At 71.4% G+C, this 7,070-nt stretch carries 7 protein-coding genes; 1 reads left to right on the top strand and 6 read right to left on the bottom strand.

The window, feature by feature from the left end:
• The coding region (locus ACFVGY_RS31040; RefSeq protein ID WP_385683600.1) for a phosphatase PAP2 family protein at window positions 1-714 on the top strand (714 nt) is incomplete at its 5' end.
• 29 nt (window positions 715-743) lie between these two features.
• Here ACFVGY_RS31040 and ACFVGY_RS31035 read toward each other — a convergent pair.
• The 6 genes from ACFVGY_RS31035 to ACFVGY_RS31010 form a co-directional block, all read right to left on the bottom strand.
• Window positions 744-1,256, bottom strand: coding sequence for a hypothetical protein (locus ACFVGY_RS31035; protein WP_385683597.1), 513 nt, complete (start codon window positions 1,254-1,256; stop codon window positions 744-746).
• 161 nt (window positions 1,257-1,417) lie between these two features.
• Window positions 1,418-2,836, bottom strand: coding sequence for an NAD(P)/FAD-dependent oxidoreductase (locus tag ACFVGY_RS31030; RefSeq protein WP_385683594.1), 1,419 nt, complete (start codon window positions 2,834-2,836; stop codon window positions 1,418-1,420).
• A gap of 21 nt (window positions 2,837-2,857) precedes the next feature.
• A complete protein-coding gene (locus ACFVGY_RS31025) occupies window positions 2,858-3,652 on the bottom strand; it encodes an ABC transporter permease (RefSeq protein WP_385683591.1) in 795 nt (264 codons plus the stop codon).
• Entirely contained in the window at window positions 3,652-4,581 is a 930-nt protein-coding gene (locus ACFVGY_RS31020) for an ABC transporter permease (RefSeq protein ID WP_385683588.1), read from the bottom strand. Before ACFVGY_RS31020 ends, ACFVGY_RS31025 begins: the two co-directional genes overlap by 1 nt.
• Window positions 4,578-5,729 (bottom strand): ABC transporter ATP-binding protein, encoded by a 1,152-nt coding sequence (locus ACFVGY_RS31015; RefSeq protein WP_385683585.1) that lies wholly within the window; start codon window positions 5,727-5,729, stop codon window positions 4,578-4,580. Before ACFVGY_RS31015 ends, ACFVGY_RS31020 begins: the two co-directional genes overlap by 4 nt.
• Window positions 5,730-5,796: 67 nt before the next feature.
• A complete protein-coding gene (locus tag ACFVGY_RS31010; protein ID WP_385683582.1) occupies window positions 5,797-7,044 on the bottom strand; it encodes a spermidine/putrescine ABC transporter substrate-binding protein in 1,248 nt (415 codons plus the stop codon).
• Window positions 7,045-7,070 lie beyond the last annotated feature (26 nt).

Below are 7,070 nucleotides of genomic sequence, written 5' to 3'. Positions count from 1 at the left end.
CGCGCGGGCGGGGCGCGCCGGCCGCGCGCGGCCCCCGCCGGGGGCCCGGCCGGCCGGCCCGCGCCCGGGCGCCCCGGCCGCCCGGCGCCGGCCGCCTCCTTCCTCCCCCTCCGCGCTCTGCACGCGCTGCTCCTCGCGCCCCTCCTGGGGTGCGCGGTCGCGACCTGGCAGGTCCTGGTGTCGGGACCGCTGCTCGCCCCGGACGAGCGGCTCAGCCGCGCCCTGGTCCGCTCCGTCCCCGACGCGGTGACCGAGCGCCTCTCCGACCTCGGCAACGTCCCGGTCGCCGTCCCGGTCCTGGCCCTGGCGATGGCGTACGCGCTCCGGCGCGGCAACCGGCTCGGCGCCCTGGCGGCCGGCCTGGCCATGGCCCTGGTCCCGGCCCTGGTGGTCCCGCTGAAGCTGTGGACCGCCCGACCGGGCCCGCTGGAACCGTGGGCCGCCGGCTACTTCCCCTCGGGCCACACGGCCACCGCCGCCGTCGCCTACGTCGGCGCGGCCCTGCTGCTGCGCCCGTACACCCGGAGCCCGTGGCCGGCGGCCGCCGCCCTCCTCCTGACGGGCGCGACGGCCGTCGGCCTGATCCTGCGCGGCTGGCACTGGCCCCTGGACGTCCTGGCCAGCCTCCTCCTGTGCCTCCCGCTGCTGCTCGGGGTCGCCCACGCGGTGGACCGCGGTGCCCGGCGCCGTCCCGGCGGGCCGGCCGCGCCCTGAGCCCCCGGGTCCCGCGGGGCGCCGGGGCGTCACGGCCTGCGGTCCGCCTCCCCCTGCGACGGCTCGCCCTCCGGCGGCTCCCCCGCCGCGGGCCCGCGCGCCGCCAGTTCCGCCGCGGCCTCGTGCATCGCGAGTTCCAGCACCGCCGGGTCGTTGAGCGTCCCGCGGCCGTCCGGGGCCACCAGCCAGCGGAGGCCCGGCGCCGCCCGTCCGGGGTACGGGACTACGATCCAGGTCCCGCGCCCCGCACCCCGCACCCCGGTGCCCAGCCAGTGCGAGGTCGTGCCCGGGGGCACGAAGAAGCCCAGCCGGGTGCCGCCCGGGCCGGCGAGGACCGGGCCGGGCCGCTCGTGCAGGCGGCGCAGCACGGCGAGGGTCCCCCGGCCCAGCCGCCCGGGCAGGATCAACACGTCCCACCGCCGGCCGGCGGGCAGGAGGGCGGTCCCGCGGGGGCTGCGCTCCCAGTCCCACCGGCAGGCGTCCGGGTCCGGGGCCGCCGCCACGAGCCAGTCCACCATGGTCTTGATCTCCGAGCCCTGCATCGCCCGGCCTCCGTTCCCCGTAGGTGAGGGTTCTCACCGGGAGAGAGCGGGGTCGGGCGCGGCGATGACGCGGGTTCGCCCCGCCCGAGGTGGTGAACCGGCTCACGCAGCGAAGACGCGGATGCGCCGGAGCACGCCCCCGACCGTCAGCTGTCGAAACGTCAGCTGTCGAAGCCGAGGCCGAACTTGTCGAGCGTCTTCAGCCACAGGTTGCGGCGGCCGCCGCGGGCGTCGGCCCGGGCCAGGGACCACTTGGTGAGCGTGATGCCGGTCCAGGCGAAGGGCTCGGGCGGGAACGGCATCGGCTTGGACCTGACCATCTGGAGGCGGGTCCGCTCGGTGCGTGCGCCGTCCAGCAGGTCCAGCATCACGTCCGCGCCGAAGCGGGTGGCGCCGACGCCGAGCCCGGTGAAGCCGGCGGCGTAGGCGACCCGGCCGGAGTGGGCGGTGCCGAAGAAGGCAGAGAAGCGGGAGCAGGTGTCGATGGCCCCGCCCCAGGCGTGGCTGAAGTTGATGCCCTCCAGCTGCGGGAACGCGGTGAAGAAGTGCTGGGCGAGCTTCAGGTACGTCTCGGGGCGGTGGTCGTACTCGGAGTCGAGCCGGCCCTTGTAGGGGTAGATGGCGTCGTAGCCGCCCCACAGGATCCGGTTCTCCGGGGTGATGCGGAAGTAGTGGAACTGGTTGGCGCTGTCGCCCATGCCCTGGCGGCGCTGCCAGCCGATGGCCTTCAGCTGGTCGGCGGTCAACGGCTCGGTCATCAGCGCGTAGTCGTAGACCGGGACGGTGAACGGCCGGATCCGCTTGACCAGGGAGGGGAAGATGTTGGTGCCGAGGACCACCCGCCGGGCGAAGATCCGCCCGTACGGCGTGCGTACGGTCATCCCCGCGCCCGACGGGGCCAGTGACAGGCCCCGGGTGTTCTCGTAGATGCGTACGCCGAGGCCGAGGCAGGCCCGCTTCAGGCCCCAGGCGAGCTTGGCGGGGTTGAGCATGGCCACCCCGTCCGTGTCCCACAGGCCGGCGAGGAAGGTCGGCGAGTCGACCTCGGCGCGCAGGTCGTCGCGGTCCAGCCAGCGCGAGCCGCCGGCCAGGCCCAGCTTCTGCGCCTCCTCGTGGAGTTGGCGCAGCTCCTCGACCTGGTGGGGCTCGGTGGCCACGTCGATCTCGCCGGTGCGCTCGAAGTCGCAGTCGATTCCGTAGCGGGCGACCGCCGCCTCGATCTCGTCGAGGTTGCGGGCGCCCAGCTCCTCCAGTCTGGCGAGTTCGCCCGGCCACCGGGCGAGGCCGTTGGCCAGGCCGTGCGTGAGGGAGGCGGCGCAGAAGCCGCCGTTGCGGCCGGAGGCGGCCCAGCCCGCCTCCTTGGACTCGATCAGGACGACGTCCCGGGCGGGGTCGCGCTCCTTGGCGATCAGCGCGGTCCACAGGCCGCTGTACCCGCCGCCGATGACCAGCAGGTCGCAGGCCTCGTCGGAGGTCAGGGCCGGCTGTGCGGCGGGCTTGCCGGGGTCGTCCAGCCAGTACGAGACCGGCAGTGCTTCGGAAAGGGATTTCGCAACGCTTCGCATGGCGACTGGGGCCATGTCTTCCAACTCCCTACAGAGTTACTTGGGCTGTGCCTTCTTGCGGCGGTTGCCGACCAGCTGGGCGGCGAGGACCACCAGCACCGCGATGACGAACATCGCCGTGCCGATGACGTTGATCTGCACGGGCGTACCGCGCTGGGCCGAGCCCCACACGAACATGGGGAAGGTGACGGTGTTGCCCGAGTTGAAATTGGTGATGATGAAGTCGTCGAAGGAGAGCGCGAAGGCCAGCAGCGCGCCCGCCGCGATGCCGGGCGCCGCGATCGGCAGGGTGACCCGTACGAAGGTCTGCACCGGGCCCGCGTAGAGGTCGCGGGCGGCCTCCTCCAGCCGCGGGTCCATCGACAGCACGCGCGCCTTGACGGCGGCGACGACGAAGCTGAGGCAGAACATGATGTGGGCGATCAGGATCGTCCAGAAGCCCAGCTGGACGCCCATGTTGAGGAACAGCGCGAGCAGCGAGGCGGCCATCACGATCTCGGGCATGGCCATCGGCATGAAGATCAGCGAGTTGACCGCGCCGCGCGCCCGGAACCGGTACCGGACCAGGGCGAACGCGATGGCGGTGCCCAGCAGGGTGGCGGCGAGGGTGGACCACAGGGCGATCTGGAGCGACAGGGAGAGGGAGCCGCACAGGTCGGCGACCCCGCACGGGTCCTTCCAGGCGTCGAGGGAGAACTCCTGCCAGGCGTAGTTGAACCGCCCGGCGGGGTTGTTGAAGGAGAACAGCGTCACGACGAGGTTCGGCAGCACCATGTAGGCGAGGGTGCCGAGGCCGGCGATGACGACGAAGTTGCGGCGGAGCCACTGCATCAGACCAGGTCCTCCGTTCCCGCACGGCGGATGTAGAGGGTGACCATGACCAGCACGATGGCCATGAGGATGAACGAGAGCGCGGCAGCCGTCGGGTAGTCGAGGATGCGCAGGTACTGCGACTGGATGACGTTGCCGATCATGCGGGTGTCCGTGGAGCCGAGGAGCTCGGCGTTGACGTAGTCGCCGCTCGCCGGGATGAAGGTGAGCAGGGTTCCGGAGACCACGCCCGGCATGGACAGCGGGAAGGTGACCTTGCGGAAGGTGGTGGCGGGGCGGGCGTACAGGTCCCCGGCCGCCTCGTGCAGGCGCGGGTCGATGCGCTCCAGGGAGGTGTAGAGCGGCAGGATCATGAAGGGGAGGAAGTTGTACGTGAGGCCGCAGACCACCGCGAGGGGCGTGGCCAGCACCCGCTCGCCCTCGGTGAGGCCCAGCCAGCTGGTGACGTCGAGGAAGCCGACCGCGTTGAGGAACGAAACGACCGGGCCGCCGTCGGACAGGATCGTCTTCCAGGCCAGGGTGCGGATCAGGAAGCTGGTGAAGAACGGCGCGATGACCAGCACCAGCAGCAGGTTGCGCCAGCGGCCCGCCCGGAAGGCGATCAGGTAGGCCAGCGGGTACCCGAGCAGCAGGCACAGCACGGTGGCGGTGCCGGCGTACAGCAGGGAGCGCAGGAACTGCGGGAGGTACTCGGTGAAGGCGTCCCAGTAGGTCCCGAAGTGCCAGGTGACCCGGAAGCCCTCTTCGAGGGATCCGGTCTGCACCGAGGTCGAGGCCTGGTAGATCATCGGCAGCACGAAGAAGACCAGCAGCCACAGGATGCCGGGCAGCAGCAGCCAGTACGGGACCAGCCGCTTGCGCAGGGAGGGCTTGTGGACCGGGGGCTCGGCGGGCGCGGGGGCCTCGGGTGGGGCCGCGGTGGCGGTCATGCGTTCTCCTCGACCGTCTCGATGCCCGCCTCGATGTCCTGGGAGGCGTCCAGGCCGAAGGTGTGCTCCGGGTTCCAGTGCAGGACCACCTCGGCGCCCGGGGTCAGGCGGGCGTCGCGCTCGATGTTCTGTACGTACACCTCCAGCTCGGGGCAGACCGGGCTGTCGATCACGAACTGGGTGGAGACGCCGATGAAGGAGGAGTCGGCGATCCGGCCGGCGACCTTGTTCCGGCCGGCCGCGACGGTGTGCTCCTCGTCCGCGGGGACCAGGGAGATCTTCTCGGGGCGCACGCCGACCAGCAGCTTTCCGCCCGCCTTGGGGGTGGTCGAGCAGCGGGCCGCCGGGAGCCTGAGCTTCGTTCCGGCGGAGCTGACGACGAGGTCGGAGCCTCCTGCCTCCAGGACCTGGGCCTCGATGAGGTTGGAGGTGCCGAGGAAGTTCGCGACGAAGGTGGTGCGCGGGTTCTCGTAGAGCTCGGCGGGCGCCCCGAGCTGCTCGACCCGGCCGCCGTTCATCACGGCGACGGTGTCGGCCATGGTCATGGCCTCCTCCTGGTCGTGCGTGACGTGCACGAAGGTGATGCCGACCTCGGTCTGGATCCGCTTGAGCTCCAGCTGCATCTGACGGCGCAGCTTGAGGTCGAGGGCGCCGAGGGGCTCGTCGAGCAGGAGGACCTGGGGGTGGTTGATCAGGGCGCGGGCGACGGCGACGCGCTGCTGCTGGCCGCCGGAGAGCTGGTGGGGCTTGCGCTGGGCGAACTGGCCGAGTTCGACCAGGTCGAGCATCTCCTCGACCTGCTTCTTGACGGACTTGATGCCGCGGCGGCGCAGGCCGAAGGCCACGTTCTCGTAGATGCTCAGGTGCGGGAAGAGCGCGTAGCTCTGGAAGACCGTGTTCACGGGGCGCTTGTACGGGGGCAGCTGGGTGACGTCGCGCTGGCCCAGGTGGACGGTGCCGGTGGAGGGCTCCTCCAGGCCGGCGATCATGCGCAGGGTCGTGGTCTTTCCGCAGCCGGAGGCGCCGAGCAGGGCGAAGAAGGAGCCCTGGGGGATGGTGAGGTCCAGCGGGTGCACGGCGGTGAACGTGCCGTAGTGCTTGCTGATCCCGGCGAGGCGGACGTCGCCGCCCGCGGTCTTGTCAGTCATGGGTCGCGGCCTTCGGTGGTGGTGTTCTTCGGAAGAGTGCGGGGGGCGGTGCCGGTACGGGCGCTCGTCAGGCTCCGATGAGCTTGGCGAACTTTTCCTCGTACTCGGTCTCTTCCTCGCTGGTGAGCATGCGGAAGGCATGGGCCCTGGCGGTCATCTCCTCGTCCGGAATGATCAAGGGGTTGTCCGCGAGCGCAGGATCGATTTTCGCAAGGTCGTCCTTGACGCCGGCGACCGGGCACACGTAGCTGATGAAGGCCGCGAGCTGGGCGGCGATCGGGGGCTCGTAGTAGAAGTCGATGAGCTTCTCCGCGTTGGCCTTGTGTCGGGCGCGGGCCGGTACGAGGAGGTTGTCGCTGGAGGTGATGTAGCCGACGGCGGGGATGGCGTACTGGATGTCCGGGTTGCCGGCCTGCAGCTGGATGACGTCGCCGGCCCAGGCCAGGCAGGCCGCGAGGTCGCCCTTGTCCAGGTCGGAGGTGTAGTCGTTGCCCGTGAAGCGGCGGATCTGCTTGGTGTCCACGCCCTTCTGGAGCCGGGCGATGGCCGCGTCGTAGTCCGGGGTGGTGAAGGTCGCCGGGTCCCTGCCCTGGTCGAGGAGGGTCATGCCGACGGTGTCGCGCATCTCGGTGAGGAAGCCGACCCTGCCCTTGAGGGTGGGGTCATCGAGCATCTGGGTGACGGAGTCGACCTTCTTCCCGCCGGTGGCCTTGGTGTTGTAGGCGATGACGGTGTTGATGCCGGTCCACGGGTAGCTGTGGGCGCGGCCCGGGTCCCAGTCGGGGCTGCGGTACTGGGGGATCAGGTTGGCGAAGGCGTGCGGCAGGTGGGAGGGGTCCAGCTGCTGCGCCCAGCCCAGGCGGATGATGCGGGCGGCGAGCCAGTCGGTGACGACGATCAGGTCGCGACCGGTGTCCTGGCCGGCCGCCAGCTGCGGGCGGATCTTGCCGAAGAACTCGACGTTGTCGTTGATGTCCTCGGTGTAGTTGACCTGGATGCCGGTCCGCTTGGTGAACTCCTCCAGCGTGGGGTGGACCTTCTCGTCCTCGCTGAGGTCCATGTACTCGGTCCAGTTGGAGAAGTTGATCACCTTCTCCTTGTCCGAGTGGTCGTCGGAGGCCGCCGTCGCCCCGTCGCGCCGGGCCGGCGGGATGCCGCAGGCGCTCAGGGAGGCCAGGCCGCCGAGGGTGAGCGCGCCGGCGCCGGAGGCGCGCAGCAGGGAGCGGCGGGTGAGGGCGCCGCGACCGCCGGTGAGGCTGCGCCGCATCGCGGCGACCTGTGCCGCGGAGAGGCGTTCGGGCTCGAACTGCTCCATGGGCTGTGCCCTTTCGGGATGGGTGG

It is taken from the genome of Streptomyces sp. NPDC127106 (assembly GCF_042677605.1).
Lineage (GTDB): Bacteria > Actinomycetota > Actinomycetes > Streptomycetales > Streptomycetaceae > Streptomyces.
Note: the sequence above shows the minus strand (reverse complement) of the source record. Positions and strands in the feature narration are given on the sequence as shown.

Bases quoted from the DNA above. Each gene is read 5' to 3' on its own strand.
- ACFVGY_RS31035 (WP_385683597.1), bottom strand. From the start codon at position 1,256: ATGCAGGGCTCGGAGATCAAGACCATGGTGGACTGGCTCGTGGCGGCG.
- ACFVGY_RS31030 (WP_385683594.1), bottom strand. From the start codon at position 2,836: ATGGCCCCAGTCGCCATGCGAAGCGTTGCGAAATCCCTTTCCGAAGCA.
- ACFVGY_RS31025 (WP_385683591.1), bottom strand. From the start codon at position 3,652: ATGCAGTGGCTCCGCCGCAACTTCGTCGTCATCGCCGGCCTCGGCACC.
- ACFVGY_RS31020 (WP_385683588.1), bottom strand. From the start codon at position 4,581: ATGACCGCCACCGCGGCCCCACCCGAGGCCCCCGCGCCCGCCGAGCCC.
- ACFVGY_RS31010 (WP_385683582.1), bottom strand. From the start codon at position 7,044: ATGGAGCAGTTCGAGCCCGAACGCCTCTCCGCGGCACAGGTCGCCGCG.
- ACFVGY_RS31015 (WP_385683585.1), bottom strand. From the start codon at position 5,729: ATGACTGACAAGACCGCGGGCGGCGACGTCCGCCTCGCCGGGATCAGC.